The sequence below is a fragment of the Verrucomicrobiota bacterium genome (assembly GCA_016200005.1).
In the GTDB taxonomy this organism is placed as follows: domain Bacteria; phylum Verrucomicrobiota; class Verrucomicrobiia; order Limisphaerales; family PALSA-1396; genus PALSA-1396.
This window is the reverse complement of sequence record JACQFP010000085.1, coordinates 1-14,920: the sequence shown is the minus strand read 5'-3', so window position 1 is coordinate 14,920 and position 14,920 is coordinate 1. Positions and strand designations below refer to the sequence as shown.

Sequence of the window (14,920 nt, the reverse complement as noted above, 5' to 3'; positions counted from 1 at the left end):
GGAATCCAGCAACAATCTGGCGGACCGCTCCCGGTGCAGGGGCATCGCCGGGTAAACCGACGATCACACCTGGCAAGGTTGAAGGACTTTGCGTTGCTGAAAGCGGGCGTGGACCTCGAAGGCGAAGTTGTCCAGTGGCTCGGTATTGATCGGGTCGCCGTTGAATGAGAGCGTCAGGCTCAACAATCCTTCGTGTTCCGCCACGTGGTGGAACTGGGCTTCGGCAATCTTCGTGGGCATGCACTCCAGCGGGCCAACGCTCACCACGGCATCGATGTGCCGGTGTCGCCACTCGCAAAGCGGCGCGCCGACGGTCAGCACGGCTTCGCCTTCCAGTGCGTCGTTGATGTACGGACGCACGGCATGCAACACGTCCTCAGTGGTCGGAGGCTTGGGCCAGGCGAGACGCGGACCCAACGCCGCGAAGAGGGTTGCTTCAATGCGTTTTTGCACGAGGTGACTGAAGCGGTCGGCGAAACGATTCCGCCCTTCCTGCCGTCGCGCGACGTGCCCGCAGTAATCCAACCACTCCGCTTTGGGCGAAAGCCACACCCGCAAACCGCGCGCCTCAAGCTTGTCGATGAGGAAGTCATTGCTGTATTCGACGGAGCGAAGGTAAATCTCACCGGCCAGTTCGATGAGCGGCTTTTCGCCCGGCCCGCGCACTGCAACGAATTCAGCGGCGGCGTTCCTTAACAATCGTCGGAGGCCAAATAAGTTTCCGCTCACCACCTCCCAGAGTGCCGGCGCCAGCGCAAGATCAGACCGCGCCGCGCCTTCAAGAACCTGGCACAACTGCGCCTTGTATTGCGCAAAAATCTTTTCGGTTGCGCCCGGCACGCGCTCAGTAGGTCGCGTGTCAAGCAACGCTTGGTAAAGCAAGTCGCTTGCGGTGATACCCGCGAGGAGAAGCATCTCCGTCCCGGGTGGGAAATCATCGAAGTAGCCGGCGTCGTTCGGCGACCAAATGCGGACGCGATCCTGCAAACCCAGCCGCTCGAACACAATTCGGTTCAGGAGATTGTAGATACCGAATCGGCACGGGCCGTTCGCGCTGGGCATCAGGTAGATGAACTTTTCCTCCGCGCCACCTTGTTCAATCCGTTTCAACAAGGAGCCCAGGGTCAGCGCCATGGGCAGGCATTCCTTGCCGGAGGTGTAGCGGCGGCCAAGGAGCAACGCGGTATTGTCGGGCGCCGGCAGCGGCTCAGCTTTGAGACCGAGCCCACGAAGCACGGCAGCCGCAATTTCCGAGGAGATTCCAAAGTAAGGCACGAGTGTGTTTTCGGCATCACCGGTTCGTGCGCGGAGATGCTTCAACTGCGCCCCGCTGAATTGCATCCGGGTGAAATCGTTCAGGCGCGTCCCCATGCCCGGGCTACGCCGACCTTCGTCCACGCAGTGCAGAAACGCTTCCACGCGCGTTTTCGTGCCGGCGTCACCCGAATGTCCATCCGTTTCGATGATCGCAAACGGCTTTCCCTCCATGATATAGGCGGCGAAGTGCAGGTTGAAGCTGTCCGGCCCGCAGGAATAATTGCTACAATAAAGTGAATACACGCCCGGCGTGCGCCGCACCTGATGCGCCGCGCGCAGAATGTTTTGGCCGTAACCCCAATACATGTCCGTAAACACCGGCGTATCGGCTTCGAGCGGATAGCAATCCACCGGAACGCCGATGGCGCCCTGTTCGCGGAGAATCGCGGGCACGTTCGAGTTGAGCACCTTGTTGTAAATCGTATAGGCGCGACCCAACACGACCACCGGCACAATATCGTGCGCCTGGCAAAACTCCAGAGTGCGACGTCCGATCGCTCCACATTCCTCGTCGAACTGCTTTTGTAATTGGACGCCAGCCAGCCAAGCCCCTTTCCACTCATGCCCCCGCAACCCCAGTTCTTGTCCCATCCGCCGACAGCTTTCGAGAAACGGTTCCGATTCAAAGTTGCCTTGCGCAAGATTGACGACCGGCGAGATGATACGGGGCGCGGGTTTAGTGTGATTCACGCCCCACCGCACAATGTCCGGCGAGGATTGCACCACCGGGCATACCACTGAAAAGCGCTGTCCGTCCGCCCGGGGAACGCTGCGCAGCATCGGCACAAACAGCAGGTCCGCGCCAGTCGCCGCCATGCGCTCCGTGACACCGTTGAACAACTGCATCGGCGCGCAGAACGGCACATTGCCCGATTGGATGCCGCGTTTGAGCGCGGTGTGATCGCCGTCGTGAAAGATCAGCAAATCAAACCCCGCCGCATGGAGAAACGCGGAGAAGAACGGGAATAATCCCTTCAACATGAATTCATCCGTCAGCGCGATCCGCTGTTGCCCGCGCGATTCGGCGAACGGCGCAGTGAGTTTGCGCAGAAGTTCCTCACGTTCGCGGAACGGATCGGGCGCGAGATCGGGCAGTTTCCTCTTTCGCGTGCCTTGGTCGTGCAACGAACAGCCGCCGCCCCATGTAAAACGCTGCCGCTCGCCGGCGACCACGGTGCAAAGATTATCGATGCGGCACTTGTTCCCGGCGCCGCCACAGCCGCGGCTTGCGCCACAAACAAATGTTGTCTTCGCCTCGACGCTCGCACCAAGGAACCGTTCGGGAGTCAGCGGCGCAAGTTTTGCCAGCGGCAATTCCCGCGCCGCCAGCAACGCAATGCCCAACGCACCAACGGTTCCCGGGTTCGGCGGGATGATGACTTCGCTCCCGGTCTGCCGTGCAACTGCAGCCGCCAGCGCGTCCGCCGCGAACGGCATGCCCTGGCAGAAAATCACCTGGCCCACGGAGCGGTTGCCCTTCACGCGGTTGAGGTAGTTCTTGATGATCGAATCGTACAGACCCGAAATGATGGCCGATTGTTCGATGCCCGCGCCCACTGCTTCGTCGATCACCTCGGCCATGAACACGGAGCAATGCTGGCCCAGAGACACGCCGCGGGCAGCTTCCACTCCGGCGCGGCCGAGTTCGCGCACCTCACTCATGCCGGCAAATTTCCGGCCCTGTTCCTCGATGAATGAACCCGTGCCCGCGCTGCACGCTTCGTTCATCGCACAGTCCACGATCCGTCCCGCGTTGAGCCGGATGTATTTCGCATCCTGTCCACCAATCTCAAAGATTGTGTCCACTCGCGGATCGAAATGCAGCGCGCCCGTTGCATGCGCCACGATTTCGTTGAGGACGAACACGGTGTTCTTGCCGTAACACGAGGTGAGCAGCGACCCGGCAATTTCGCGTCCGCTTCCGGTAACGCCAAACGCGATGGGATGCTTGTGGCCAACCGGCCCGGCGACATAACTGTGCATCAACCCTTGCGCCGCGCCCACGGGATCGCCAAGTGTCTGGCGATAGGCTTCCCAAAGGGTCTCGCTTGAGTCTGCGTCCATGGCCACCACTTTCGAGCCGGTTGAGCCGATGTCGAATCCTAGAATCACGCGCTGCGTGTCACCGGTTACACACGCCCAAGGCCGGGCAGCCATGCGTCGGACAGAACTGAGCGATTCGCCGAGTCCGGCCAACGGTTCGAGCTTCATTTCGCGCGGCGGCAAGAGCAATTGGTCGAGCGATGCCAGAGGCGTGGATGACTCCGTTGCCACGAGCGCGCTTCCCAGCGCTTCAAGGCAAAGTGCCTCGTCACCCTCCAGCGTCAGGAGGTTCATGCCGTTCCGGGCAAGAGAATCACCAAAGACGCGACGGACCCGCGGCGCGCGGCTCACGCCACCGATGAGCAGCACGTCCGCCGGGCTGACACCAGGCTTCACGAGCACGAGCACGTTTTCGCATACCGCGTCGAACAATCCCGCAAGGATCCGCGCGCGGTCCTCACCCTTGTTGGCAAGGTGCGTCATGTCCGTTTTCAGAATCACCGGGCAGCGACCGGAAAGCGGCGCGGGGTTGGCAACGTCCGCGCAAAGCCGGCTGGCCTCTTCCACGGTCAGCGAAAAGCGCTCGATGAGCTGGCGGAGAAAATTCCCCGTGCCTTGCGAGCAACGGCTGTTTTCGCGAAACATAATGAGGCCGTTTTCGCGCAATTCCAGGACTGAAAAGCCGTGGCTGCCGATGGAAATGATGGTTGCGGGACAATCGCCGCGATTGAATCGGAAGCCACGCAATTGCGCCTGCTTGACCGGCACTTGTGGCAGGCGGAACTGCTGCGCGAATCGTCCGCTAACCGCCGCGCCTTTGACCGACGGCCAGTCCCAGGATTTCAATTCTTCCACGAGGACAGGCCCCGGTCTCTTACCGTGCTCGATAACGCGGCGGCGCACGACTTTGAAGCCCTGCGGGGTTTGATGGAGCTCGACTAGTTTGAGCGTCTCCGCACCGGCATCCAGGCCGATGAAACGAAATGGTGAGGAGCCATCGGAGTTCGGAGAGTCCTCACTCATGCAGTTGCCCACGCTTACCAACGCGGCGCTTTCCATACGGTTGCATCTCAGTCGCAAACAGTCCGAGCCATGTGTTTGAAACTTGCGCCATCCTTCAGGAAACCAGTCCCGTACTCACCCAACGTTTCCTGATGGCTGGTGGCAATAACACAAATGCGAGCATCTGTTCCCTCATTCCTTCAAGGATAGTGGTCGCATAGCTGCGCTCAATCTAGTGGGGCAGCGGAGTGTGGCCCCACGTTTCTTGGCAAATACTGGACGTTTGTTGGTAAACGGGTCTATTGAATTGACAATCTTATCTCCGCGGTCATGCTTAAGTGAGTCAAAAAACAAAAACCAACCAGTGGAAGTTACTATGAAAACATCTATCTACCCAAGACATCCGGTTCTGCTTGTCGCGATTTGCTTCAGTCTTGCATCGGTCTGGTGCGGCGTTGCTGCCGGCCCTTCGGGCATGTATTCCTACCCGACCTTCACCACTCCGAAGTTGTGGGATATCGCCGGACCCTATCATGTGCGGCAAGACATTGACACCGGTGGCAGCGGTTCGATTGATCTGGAGTTTGACATCAACATTGCGCAAGACGCAAAAGGAAAGCTGTCCGGTACGGGATCGACCACCGTCACGATTGGCACGGACATGGTGACCGGTACTTATACGGTGAAAGGCTCAGTGAAGACGTTAAACGGTGTCGGCGTCGTCTCGGCTACCGTCAGCGTAAGGGGGACAGGCACTATTGAAGGCGCGCCGCGCTCTTATTCCGCCAGCATCAAGTATGCACTGGTGATTGATGCGAGCACCAAGATGCTTGTTGGCCACGCCAAGGGCAAGGCCAGTGCTTCCGGACTTGGCAGCGCCCCCATTGATGAGGATATTGCGTTCCCCGTGCCTGCCGGAATGGATGGGAGCTGGACGCTCGCACTCGACATCATGCCCACCGGCACCAAGCTTGACGGCACGGCGTCCATAACGCTTTCCAATGGCAGAATGCTCCCGTTTGATTTGAACGGCAGCTACTCAGGCACCACCGACATGTCCAAGATCAAACTCAAGGGCACCGTCAACGGCGCGGATGACGCCACGGGTTCCAAACTCGGCTTGCTCACCGGCGGCAGCGCGGCGGTGCTTGATGCCGTTGCCGGAAAAGTGCTCGGCCAGTCCTTTACGTTTTGAGGGTCGTTGAGCCTTTCCGGCAAAGCGAGCCTGTTCATCCGCGTTCTCGTGCGGTGAGACGTTGCGCCCGTTCAACGCGGCGGTATTGACGCTCCCGCAGCGGGGACGCGATTCTTAAGGCGCGGCGAAGCAGTTTCTTGTCCTCCTTCGTCAATGAATCGTGCCCAACGTACCGGAGAAAGAAGCGCAACCGTTCCGTCCGCCGGAAAAAGTGCGTCGCCGGGGTGTCCAACGTGGCGAGGTCTTTGGCGCGACTGGCCTGCGCTGCCCACGATGGCCAGACGCGGCCTTTGTGCGCGTCGATCAGGAAAAAGCGCGTGAGGCGTTTACCCGACAGAATGATGTTTCGCCAGAAATAATCGTGGTGCACAAAGTGGTGGGTGTGTAGCCGCTTGGTATAGTCAGCCAGCCGTTGGATCAATTCACGACGCATCCTTCCCCGCTCCGCATCCGGCAAGGAAGGCAGATGGTCCCGGATGAACAAGTCCAGCGGGAGCGGCTCGGCGACACATTCGCTGATAAGAAACGCGCGCCGCAGCCACCGGGCGCGGCGCTCTTCTCCGTAAGCCACCGGCGCGGGCGCGTCCAATCCCCAGACGCGCAGTCGCTCAAGATTTTCAAACTCCCGCCGCACCTTCGAACGGCCCAGAAAAGTGCCGCGCCAGAAGCCGCTCCAAAGTTGCGAGGTTTTCGTGACCCAATACTTTTTGATGATGAGGGTGTGAACCTGGGTGCCGTGCGGCAACGCTGCCCGCCGCACTTCGCTGCTGTCGCTGCGCTTGATGACCTGCGCGTCGTCGTTCAACGCATAAACGCCGGCCACGGTGTTGAGGTGGTGGGCACTCAGGAGCGTGTCCCACTCCGGCGTTGTCACGATCTTCACCATGCGCGGCGAAATTAGTCGGCCGCCGTGAAGTTTGTCCAACCCAATTTCATCCGGGGCCGGTTTTGTCAGAAAGCAAATGTGACCGACTCGTGGGAATTCAACTTTTGCATCCTTTGCGCTTGCTTGTACCTGGGCCTTTTGCTTTTTTCTGCGGGCGCGAAAAAAATAACGTAAGGTTTTCGCAAGTTGAGTTAGCTTAAGAAAAGGAAAATGTTGTAAAATGCATCGTTCAAACACGTACTCCGTCGGGTCGTTGCATCGCTATTCGGCGAAGAAAATGGCCAAGCCAATCAATTTCATCTGTGTCGCTCCGGAAGCCAGGCACGTATCGTTGGTCGGTGATTTTAACGAGTGGGATACCACTGCCCATCCGATGAAGCGCCAGCCAGACGGGGCCTGGCTGGTCCAGATCCCGATGAGTCATGGACACCATCATTACCAGTTTTACGTGGACGGGAAACCGACTCTCGACCCGCGCGCTCAAGGCATCGCCCGCAACGAGAAGAATGAGAAAGTCTCGTTGCTGGCGGTCAGTTGAGTCCCGCTCCAGATGAGGGGTTTGGGGCTTTCTGCTTTTCTCGTTGCTCGGCGAAAAATGTTTGCAGAAGCGAACGGCATTCGGCTTCGCGCACCCCTGAGGTGATAGCGCATTGATGGTTCAGCGAAGGGTATTGCAACAGGTTCAACACCCCACCCGCCGCACCGCCTTTGGGATCACTCGCGCCGAAGACCACGCGCGCCAGGCGGACGTGAACGATGGCTCCGGCGCACATGGGGCAAGGTTCTTTGGTGACGTAAAGTGTGCAATCGGTCAACCGCCAGTCACCCAAGGATTGTTCAGCCTGCGTCAAAACCAGCATCTCCGCGTGGGCGGTCGCGTCTTTCAACAACTCTACCTGGTTGAAGGCCCGGGCGATGATGCGTCCCTCCCGCACGACCACCGCGCCAACGGGAACTTCCTCCGCTTCGTACGCGCGCGCCGCCTGACGCAACGCCTCGCCCATGAAGTAATGGTCGCTCTGCAAATCGATCATCGGTTCGTCCATGCCGGTCTGTTTGTAGCCGGGGTGGGGAGGCGGACAGACAGGAATCCACCTCCTCGCGTCGGCGGCTGCGCGGAGTGGGCCGCGTTACCTCGGTCGTTGCGAATCCGGAGCTGGGCGGCGCGATTATTTTTGAACATCTTGCCTTAAAACTGTCAAAGTGGTCGATAGCTTGTGAGCAGTGTAAGGGACACCGCTGATAAAGACAATATTGTGAAAAATTAGTTTACATTTGCGCCGGAAATGAGTATTTCGACACCTCATTTCAAAGCAGAATTGGGCAAGCAGCATGATTAAAGTTCAGGATTTGGCGAAGTCGTTCGGACTCAAAAAGGCAGTGGATGGCGTTTCGTTTTCGGTGGAACGCGGCGAAGTGCTCGGCTTTCTAGGGCCGAACGGCGCGGGAAAATCCACCACCATGAGAATGGTCACCGGGTTCATTCCGCCTTCGGCGGGCTCGATCACCGTGGGTAATTTTAACATGGTGGAGAATCCGATACCGGCCAAGCGCCTTATCGGCTATCTCCCCGAGAATGCCCCGGCCTATACAGACATGACGGTGCACGGATTCTTGGGTTTTTGTGCTGAAATCCGCGGTCTGCGCGGCGGAGAAAAAGGTAAGGCGGTTGATCGGGTCGTGGAAATGTGTTTCCTGGATTCGGTGCTGCACCAGAGCGTCGATACGCTTTCCAAAGGTTACCGTCATCGCACTTGTTTCGCTCAATCGATCATTCACGACCCGGATGTTTTGATCATGGACGAGCCAACCGATGGCTTGGACCCTAATCAAAAGCAGGAGGTACGGAACATCATCCGGCGGATGGGCGAGAAGAAGGCGATTGTTTTTTCCACGCACATTTTGGAGGAAGTCGAAGCGGTTTGCTCGCGGGTCATCATTATCGATCGCGGAAAAATCGTTGCCAACGGCACACCGACGGAACTGATGCAACGCGCGGAGTCAGCCGGCGCGGTGACCTTGCGTGTTAGCGGGCTGAATGGACCGACACTGAGTCAAAAACTTGCCCAAATTTCTGGCGCTCGAAAAACGACTGTCCTCAAGGAAGATGCTTCGGGGGTCTCGGCGCGAGTATTGCCGCGGAAGGATAGCCGCAATGGCGAACTGGCGCGCAGCATCGGCGACCTGGCCGCGCGGGAGAATTGGAGGATCGAAGAATTGCACACCGAAGAGGGACGATTGGATGAAGTGTTCCGCAGCATCACGCTGCCGGAAACCGCGAAGGAGGCGCAGCCATGAACGCGTGTAGCAACATCAAAACCATCGCCAAGCGCGAACTGGCCGGCTACTTCGCCTCGCCGGTGGCTTACGTTTTCATCGTCATCTTTCTGCTGCTGGCCGGTTTTTTCACGTTCATGCTGGGTGGATTTTTTGAGCGGCGCGAAGCGTCGCTGATTTCATTTTTTATGTGGCAACCGTGGCTGAGTCTCTTCCTCGTGCCAGCCGTGGGAATGCGTTTGTGGTCGGAGGAACGGCGGCAAGGCACGATGGAACTTCTGTTGACGATGCCCGTGACGGCATGGCAGGCGATTGTCGGAAAGTTCCTTGCCTCATGGCTGTTTCTGACGCTGGCGATGGTGCTGACCTTTCCGGTGATCATCACGGTCAATTATCTCGGCCACGCCGACAACGGCGTCATCTTTTGCGGTTACGTCGGCAGTCTGCTTTTGGCAGGCTCGTACCTGGCCGTGAGTTCCATGACCTCGGCGATGACGCGCAACCAGGTCATCAGCTTCATTCTCTCGGTGGTGATTTGTTTATTCCTCATCCTGGCGGGCTGGCCGCCGGTGACGGATTTGCTCGTGCGTTGGGCGCCCGCCCGGCTGGTCGAAACGGTGGCGGCGTTGAGCGTCATTCCGCATTTTGAAGGGTTTCAACGCGGGGTGCTGGATTCGCGAGACCTACTCTTCTTCTTGTCGATCATCGGGTTCTCGCTCTTTGCCACCGGCGTGATTCTGCGCAATTTGCGCTCCGGACATTGAAACAATTTCTCGAAGGCTGATGAAAAAGAAACAAGTCGAAACACTTTTATATTCGGTTGCCGGTGTCGGAATCATGCTTGTGGTTGTGGTGGCATTTAATTATGTCGCCAGCGCATTCAAGCAGCGCATCGACCTGACCCACGACAAGGTTTACACGTTGTCACCGGGCACGAAGGCGATTCTGAATCGGCTCGACGGCCCGGTGGAAGTCCGTCTCTACGTCACCCAAGGTGCCAAGGAGATGCCGGAAAATCTGAAAACTTATGCCCAACGCGTGGAGGATTTGCTCAGCGAATTCCAGCAAAACGGCAAGGGCAAAATCGAGATCAAGAAACTCAATCCGGAACCGGATTCCGACGCCGAGGATTCGGCCCGGCTCGACGGCGTGGAGGGTCAAATGCTGCCGACCGGTGAATCAGTTTATCTCGGCCTGGCCGTCAGTTACCTCGACCAAAAAGTGGCCATTCCCTTCTTTGCGCCAGAGCGCGAAAAGTTGATGGAATACGACATCGCCCGCGCCATTTCACGAGTGATCACCACGGAGAAACCCGTCGTCGGCGTCATGGCTTCGCTGCCGGTGTTCGGTCAGCCCATGAACCCGATGATGATGCGCATGGGGCAGCAGGGTCAGCAGCCGTGGGTGTTCATCTCCGAACTGCAGAGCGATTTTGATATTAAACAAGTGTCGATGGACGGCGAAAAGATTCCTGACGAGGTCAAGTTGCTGGTGGTCGTTCATCCCAAAAGCATTTCCGACAAAGCACAGTACGCCATCGATCAGTTTATCATGCGCGGCGGCAAGCTCATCGCGTTTCTGGATGCGATGTCGCTGGTGGATCGCCCGGCGAATCCTTCCAATCCGATGATGGCGAACATGCCGGGCGGGCCGTCGTCGCTGGACAAACTTTTGAAAGCGTGGGGGATTCAGTTTGATACGAGCAAGGTGGTGGCGGACATGAATTACGCCCGCGAATTGAGCATGCAGCGCGGCGGCGCGCCGCAACTGATGCCGGCGTTCTTGTTCATGAACTCGCAGGGCATCAACGCCGACGATGTCGTGACCAGTCAGATCGACAACCTGTTGCTGCCCTTCGCCGGCACGTTCAGTGGCACGCCGATGGCGGGATTGACGGAGACGGTGCTCTTGAAAACGACGACGCAATCGCAACTCGTCGATGGCATGACCGCTTCATTCTCAGGTGAAACCATCGCCAAAGAATTCAAGCCGTCCGGCACCGCCTATCCACTGGCGATCCGGCTCAAGGGAAAATTCAAGACTGCTTTTCCCGATGGCCCGCCAAAAGATGAAGAGAAAAAAGACGACAAAACCGAAGCCGAGAAAAAGCCGGAGACAAAACCAGCGGACACGTTGAAGGAAACAAAGAGCGAAAATGTCGTTGTCCTCGTGGGCGACACCGACCTGCTTTATGACCAGTTCAGTGTTCAGGTGCAAGACATCCTCGGACAGCGCATCGTCATTCCGCGCAACGGCAATTTGAATTTTGTGCAGAACCTCGTCGAGCAAATGACCGGTGACAGCAACCTCATTGGCGTTCGCAGCCGCGCGGCCATAAACCGCCCCTTCACCGTCGTCGCCGAGATGCAGGCCAGCGCGCAGGAGGCGTATCAAAGCAAGCTCAAGGAGATCGAAGCCAAACTGGCCGACACGCAGAAGCGCCTCAATGAATTGCAAAGCAAGAAGGAGGGCGGCCAGCGTTTCATTCTGTCGCCGGAGCAACAGCAGGAATTGGAGAAGTTCAAACACGAGGAAGCCAACACCAAAAAGGAATTGAAGGAAGTGCGGAAGAATTTGCGCCGCGACATCGACTCGCTGGAATTCTGGACCAAGGTGCTCAACATCGGCGCCATGCCGGCTGTGGTGATCCTGGCGGGCCTGACTTCGGCATTTTTCAAGCGACAACGCGCCAAGGCAAAATGAACCGGAAACAACTTCAACTGATCATCATTCTATTCGTGGTCATCGGCGGCGCCAGCCTGCTGTTGCTGAAACGAAACAAGCAATCGTGGGAAGCCGGCGATCAACGCATGGGCCAGAAGGTCATCCAGAATTTTCCATTGAACGATGTGGCCCACGTTGTCATCAAGCAGCCGAATGCCGAGTTGAACCTGGTCAAGAAAAACGATCAGTGGACGGTGCGCGAACGGGGCGACTACCCCGCCAATTTCAACGACATCAGCGATCTGCTCAAGAAAATCTGGGAACTGAAAGTGACGCGGCCCGTCAAGGCTGCGGTGGCCCAACTCGCGCGGTTGGAGCTGGTCCCGCCTGGCCAGGGCACCAACACCGGCACACTCGTGGAGTTTAAGGACAAGGATGACAAAACGCTCAACGCGTTGTTGCTGGGCAAGAAGTCGATGAAGGAAAGCTCGGACACCTCGGGATTTGGCGGCGGGGGCTGGCCGGATGGCCGCTTCGTGATGCTTGCCAACAACCCGCAAAGCGTCGCGCTGGTCCGCGAACCGCTTTCGAATGTCGAAGCCAAGCCGGAGCAATGGTTGAACAAGGATTTCTTCAAAGTGGAGAAGATCGGGTCCATTTCACTCGTTTCAACCAATGCCACCAATTCCTGGACCATCTCGCGGGAGTCCGAAACCAACGAATGGAAACTGGCCGACGCGAAGCCGGACGAAAAGCTCGATTCCTCCAAGGTTTCCGCCGTGCCCAGCCCGCTTTATTCGCCGAGTTTCAACGACGTCGCCCTGCCCGGCGCCAAGCCTGAAGACCTCGGCATGGACAAACCATTCGTGGTGACCGTCGACACGTTCAACAACTTCACCTATACGCTCAAGGTTGGCAAAAAGCCGGGCGACGAGAATTATCACCTGGCCATGACCGTGAACGCCAACCTCCCCAAGGAACGAACGCCCGGCAAGGATGAAAAACCGGAAGCCAAGGAAAAACTCGACAAGGAATTCAAAGACAACCAAAAGAAGCTGGAAGACAAATTGAAGCAGGAAAAGCAATTCGAGAAATGGACTTATCAGGTTTCCAGTTGGACGGTCGAACCGTTGTTGAAAGATCGCTCGGCGCTGATGGTTGAAAAGAAGGAAGAGCCGAAGAAGGACGACACCAAGACCGACGAGCCTAAGCCGGAGAGCAAGTAATTCGGCGCGCGAGGATTTTTGGGGAGCGCGGCCAGCCTTGTCCGCGAGTTCCAGTCACACAAATGTTTTCGCGCGGACGAAACTGTCCGCGCTCCTTCGATTAATCGCCATTCACGTTGCAACCAAGACACTCCACCTGCTACGGTCGCGCCATGAGCGCGTTCGCTGTAAGTCAGGAGAAGCAAGCCCAACTTGCACAACGCATGGTTGCGTTGGGCGTGCGCGAAGCCGACATCGAAGAAACCTTCGTCCGCTCCGGCGGCCACGGCGGGCAGAACGTCAACAAGACCTCCACCTGCGTGATGCTGCTCCACCGTCCGACCTGTGTGCAGGTCAAATGTCAGGCCACGCGCCAGCAGGGACTCAACCGCTTCATCGCCCGTCGCCTGTTGCTCGACAAGATTGAAGCACTGCAACGCGGCTTCGTGGCTGCCGAGCGTTTCCGCATCGAAAAGATCCGCCGCCAGAAACGCAAACGCTCGCGCCGCGCGAAAAACCGGTTGCTCGCCGACAAATCGCATCACGCCGACAAAAAGGCCTCCCGCCGGCCGGTCGCGATGGAGTGAACCAAAGCCCCTTTACCCGAAAGATCACACGCTGGACAGGCGCAGACGTTCTCGCCCGGCTGCGGCGACTTGTGTGCCAGCGTCCCTCCTTGGGGAACAATCCCAAAACCGGTCAGGCACTGGGGTGGTGGGCGTCTTTCTAACCGGATATTACTTTTGGCAAACCGGGGTGTGCAATCAAGCCGTGGTTATTCCGGCCGGCGCATTTGAAAAATGCCGTGGTCGTTCCTTGACTGGTAGGTGGAGTAAAAGTTGGTGGTGTTGGCCTGTCCCGCGTAATGATAAACGCCGCCCGCCCAGCCGAGGTCGGCGTCGCCGCTGAATTTGTAAATGCCGTTGGTGTAGGTTGCATCCAGCGTGACCGTGTAGCTGAAGCTCAAAATCTTGCGGTAGTTGGCGTGATAACGCGCCTGGTATTTCCCATCATCCTGCTTGGTAATGATGCAACGCAGCTTGCCGGTGTGAGCGCTCACCTCACTGGCCCACGTGCCCCGCCAGCGCCCTTGAATGTCGGCGGTGGGAGTGGCTGTGGTTGCCGCCGCGTTCCAAGCGCGACTGAAAGCGCAACCGCCGGACAGAAGCGCCAAGAGCAGCGTTTCGACGATCAAAACCGAGGAAGTAACAGTCTGTTTCACGAGCAGACAGAAAATGAATCAGCCAATGTCGAACAATTTACTCCCCGTCGTTTCCAATGGAGCCCGTTGGGCAAATCTCCAAGGCCTTTTGCGCGGCGGCTTCCTCTTCCGGGCTGGTCGGCTGCTTCATGAAAAAAACGTGCGTCTGGTCGTCGTTGAACTTGAGCAGCGTCGGTGCCTCTTCCAGACAGACGCTGCACGGGACGCAGGTCTGATCGACATACCATTTGCCGGGGACGGTTTCGGGCTGTTTGCTGTTTTTGTCGGCCATAGTTTTTCGGGTTAAGATTTCAATTGTTCTGAAAAAGCTTACGAGTTTCCCGCGGCATAAGCAAACTGAAAGCGGCTAAAGGAATTACCACGTTCGCCCTCCATCGGTTAACACTTACTTTTGGCTCACTACGCCATAAAAATGCCGCGTTGGATAAACTGAAGGACACAACATCTACTTTCATGCTCTCGTTCGTGAAGGATTCAACTTCTTCTGTTTTGATTCCTTCCTGGTGAGAACAATCGGAATCTGGCTGGACATTTGCGCCTTCTGAAAATGTTTGTTCATCCAGATGACTTCAGTTCGTTTGTGAATTTGCCCGGATGAATCTCTGGTCGTCGCTTCAATGGTTCTGCGACTCCAACCGGCTTTCCGAGTCAGGAAGCTCTCGTATAAATCGTTCGCGTATCCGCTGATAAAAATCATGCAACGGGCGCGAGTCGCCAGCTTCAGAAGCGCGCGGTGAAATTCAGGATTATTTTCATCGTGATTGTAGCCGTTCGTTCGGTCCGCCAGATACGGCGGGTCTAAATAAACCAGTGTCGCTGGGCGGTTGAGATATTGTTTTAGCAACTCTTTGGCGTCCTTGTTCTCCACGCGGACGTTGCGCAACCGCTCGGCAGCTTTGGAAATTCTCTCCGGCAAATTATACCAGCGATTTACCCGCGCCTCGCGTCCATCGCGGGCGTAAGAATCAGAATACGAAAATCCGCCGCGTTCCTCTCCAAAAACCCCGTTGATAGCCATCATGGAAGAAACCAAAAAGCGTCGCGCCCGTTCGAGGTCATTCGGCTTTGACTGCGGGATTCTTGCGCGGTGCAATTCTTCGCGTGCATAC

The 14,920-nt window shown here is 57.4% G+C and carries 13 protein-coding genes; 7 read left to right on the top strand and 6 right to left on the bottom strand.

The window, feature by feature from the left end; translation table 11 throughout:
- Positions 1-63 precede the first annotated feature (63 nt).
- Positions 64-4,383, bottom strand: a complete 4,320-nt coding sequence (locus HY298_26575; GenBank protein MBI3853806.1) for a CoA activase — start codon at positions 4,381-4,383, stop codon at positions 64-66.
- A gap of 355 nt (positions 4,384-4,738) precedes the next feature.
- On the opposite strand from HY298_26575, the gene HY298_26570 reads away from it, so the two are divergent.
- Positions 4,739-5,557: a hypothetical protein gene (locus HY298_26570; protein ID MBI3853805.1), complete on the top strand. Its 819-nt coding sequence runs from the start codon at positions 4,739-4,741 to the stop codon at positions 5,555-5,557.
- Positions 5,558-5,591: 34 nt separating this feature from the next.
- Here the strand turns inward: HY298_26570 and HY298_26565 are convergent, their stop codons facing one another.
- Complete coding sequence (locus HY298_26565; GenBank protein MBI3853804.1) at positions 5,592-6,443, bottom strand: hypothetical protein; 852 nt, start codon at positions 6,441-6,443, stop codon at positions 5,592-5,594.
- 220 nt (positions 6,444-6,663) lie between these two features.
- On the opposite strand from HY298_26565, the gene HY298_26560 reads away from it, so the two are divergent.
- Positions 6,664-6,981: an isoamylase early set domain-containing protein gene (locus HY298_26560; GenBank protein ID MBI3853803.1), complete on the top strand. Its 318-nt coding sequence runs from the start codon at positions 6,664-6,666 to the stop codon at positions 6,979-6,981.
- Here the strand turns inward: HY298_26560 and tadA are convergent.
- Positions 6,974-7,477, bottom strand: coding sequence for a tRNA adenosine(34) deaminase TadA (tadA, locus tag HY298_26555; protein MBI3853802.1), 504 nt, complete (start codon positions 7,475-7,477; stop codon positions 6,974-6,976). The two genes, HY298_26560 and tadA, sit on opposite strands and share 8 nt — an antisense overlap.
- A gap of 298 nt (positions 7,478-7,775) precedes the next feature.
- Between tadA and HY298_26550 the strand changes: the two genes are divergently transcribed.
- The 5 genes from HY298_26550 (at position 7,776) to HY298_26530 (ending at position 13,176) form a co-directional block, all read left to right on the top strand.
- The gene (locus tag HY298_26550; GenBank protein ID MBI3853801.1) at positions 7,776-8,741 is read left to right on the top strand and encodes an ATP-binding cassette domain-containing protein; all 966 of its coding nucleotides are present in this window, start codon (positions 7,776-7,778) and stop codon (positions 8,739-8,741) included.
- A complete protein-coding gene (locus HY298_26545) occupies positions 8,738-9,484 on the top strand; it encodes an ABC transporter permease subunit (protein MBI3853800.1) in 747 nt (248 codons plus the stop codon). Before HY298_26550 ends, HY298_26545 begins: the two co-directional genes overlap by 4 nt.
- A 19-nt stretch (positions 9,485-9,503) precedes the next feature.
- A complete protein-coding gene (locus HY298_26540; GenBank protein ID MBI3853799.1) occupies positions 9,504-11,423 on the top strand; it encodes a Gldg family protein in 1,920 nt (639 codons plus the stop codon).
- On the top strand, positions 11,420-12,610 hold the full coding sequence (locus HY298_26535) for a DUF4340 domain-containing protein (protein MBI3853798.1): 1,191 nt from the start codon (positions 11,420-11,422) through the stop codon (positions 12,608-12,610). Before HY298_26540 ends, HY298_26535 begins: the two co-directional genes overlap by 4 nt.
- 152 nt (positions 12,611-12,762) lie before the next feature.
- Positions 12,763-13,176 (top strand): peptide chain release factor-like protein, encoded by a 414-nt coding sequence (locus tag HY298_26530; protein ID MBI3853797.1) that lies wholly within the window; start codon positions 12,763-12,765, stop codon positions 13,174-13,176.
- A 188-nt stretch (positions 13,177-13,364) separates the two neighbouring features.
- Here HY298_26530 and HY298_26525 read toward each other — a convergent pair whose 3' ends face one another.
- From HY298_26525 to HY298_26515, 3 genes are all read right to left on the bottom strand, one after another.
- Positions 13,365-13,811: a hypothetical protein gene (locus HY298_26525; GenBank protein ID MBI3853796.1), complete on the bottom strand. Its 447-nt coding sequence runs from the start codon at positions 13,809-13,811 to the stop codon at positions 13,365-13,367.
- 37 nt (positions 13,812-13,848) lie between these two features.
- Positions 13,849-14,082 carry a ferredoxin gene (locus HY298_26520; protein MBI3853795.1) on the bottom strand — a complete coding sequence of 78 codons (234 nt, stop codon included), beginning with the start codon at positions 14,080-14,082 and terminating at the stop codon, positions 13,849-13,851.
- A gap of 180 nt (positions 14,083-14,262) precedes the next feature.
- Positions 14,263-14,832, bottom strand: a complete 570-nt coding sequence (locus HY298_26515) for a DNA adenine methylase (GenBank protein MBI3853794.1) — start codon at positions 14,830-14,832, stop codon at positions 14,263-14,265.
- Between the last annotated feature and the right edge of the window lie 88 nt (positions 14,833-14,920).

What these genes read in the sequence shown, in the direction of transcription:
- HY298_26560 (MBI3853803.1), top strand. Translation starts at nt 6,664, where the DNA reads ATGCATCGTTCAAACACGTACTCCGTCGGGTCGTTGCATCGCTATTCG.
- HY298_26520 (MBI3853795.1), bottom strand. Translation starts at nt 14,082, where the DNA reads ATGGCCGACAAAAACAGCAAACAGCCCGAAACCGTCCCCGGCAAATGG.
- HY298_26535 (MBI3853798.1), top strand. Translation starts at nt 11,420, where the DNA reads ATGAACCGGAAACAACTTCAACTGATCATCATTCTATTCGTGGTCATC.
- tadA (MBI3853802.1), bottom strand. Translation starts at nt 7,477, where the DNA reads ATGATCGATTTGCAGAGCGACCATTACTTCATGGGCGAGGCGTTGCGT.
- HY298_26545 (MBI3853800.1), top strand. Translation starts at nt 8,738, where the DNA reads ATGAACGCGTGTAGCAACATCAAAACCATCGCCAAGCGCGAACTGGCC.
- HY298_26570 (MBI3853805.1), top strand. Translation starts at nt 4,739, where the DNA reads ATGAAAACATCTATCTACCCAAGACATCCGGTTCTGCTTGTCGCGATT.
- HY298_26575 (MBI3853806.1), bottom strand. Translation starts at nt 4,383, where the DNA reads ATGAGTGAGGACTCTCCGAACTCCGATGGCTCCTCACCATTTCGTTTC.
- HY298_26550 (MBI3853801.1), top strand. Translation starts at nt 7,776, where the DNA reads ATGATTAAAGTTCAGGATTTGGCGAAGTCGTTCGGACTCAAAAAGGCA.
- HY298_26530 (MBI3853797.1), top strand. Translation starts at nt 12,763, where the DNA reads ATGAGCGCGTTCGCTGTAAGTCAGGAGAAGCAAGCCCAACTTGCACAA.
- HY298_26540 (MBI3853799.1), top strand. Translation starts at nt 9,504, where the DNA reads ATGAAAAAGAAACAAGTCGAAACACTTTTATATTCGGTTGCCGGTGTC.
- HY298_26515 (MBI3853794.1), bottom strand. Translation starts at nt 14,832, where the DNA reads ATGATGGCTATCAACGGGGTTTTTGGAGAGGAACGCGGCGGATTTTCG.
- HY298_26565 (MBI3853804.1), bottom strand. Translation starts at nt 6,443, where the DNA reads ATGGTGAAGATCGTGACAACGCCGGAGTGGGACACGCTCCTGAGTGCC.